The organism is Microvirga pakistanensis, from assembly GCF_004458765.1.
GTDB classification, from domain to species: domain Bacteria; phylum Pseudomonadota; class Alphaproteobacteria; order Rhizobiales; family Beijerinckiaceae; genus Microvirga; species Microvirga pakistanensis.
Map to the genome: position 1 here is coordinate 1 of NZ_SPJX01000626.1, position 223 is coordinate 223.

Sequence of the window (223 nt, forward strand, 5' to 3'; positions counted from 1 at the left end):
ATAGCCTCAGCCGAGGCGCGGGAGAGGTCGATGACACGACCATGCGCATAGGGGCCACGATCATTGATCCGCACCACCACCGACTTTCCGGTGCGCTTGTTCACGACGCGCACCCGGGTGCCGAAGGGCAAGGTGCGATGCGCCGCCGTCAGGTCATTGGTATTGAAGGTTTCACCGCTTGCGGTCCGTCGCCCATGGAAACCGGGGCCGTACCAGGATGCAC

1 protein-coding gene is annotated in these 223 nt (G+C 63.7%); it reads right to left on the reverse strand.

What is annotated here, in order from left to right; all coding sequences use genetic code 11:
- Positions 1-223, reverse strand: a 223-nt coding sequence (locus tag E4K09_RS24125; RefSeq protein WP_134500196.1) for a septal ring lytic transglycosylase RlpA family protein, incomplete at both ends; no start/stop codon positions are given.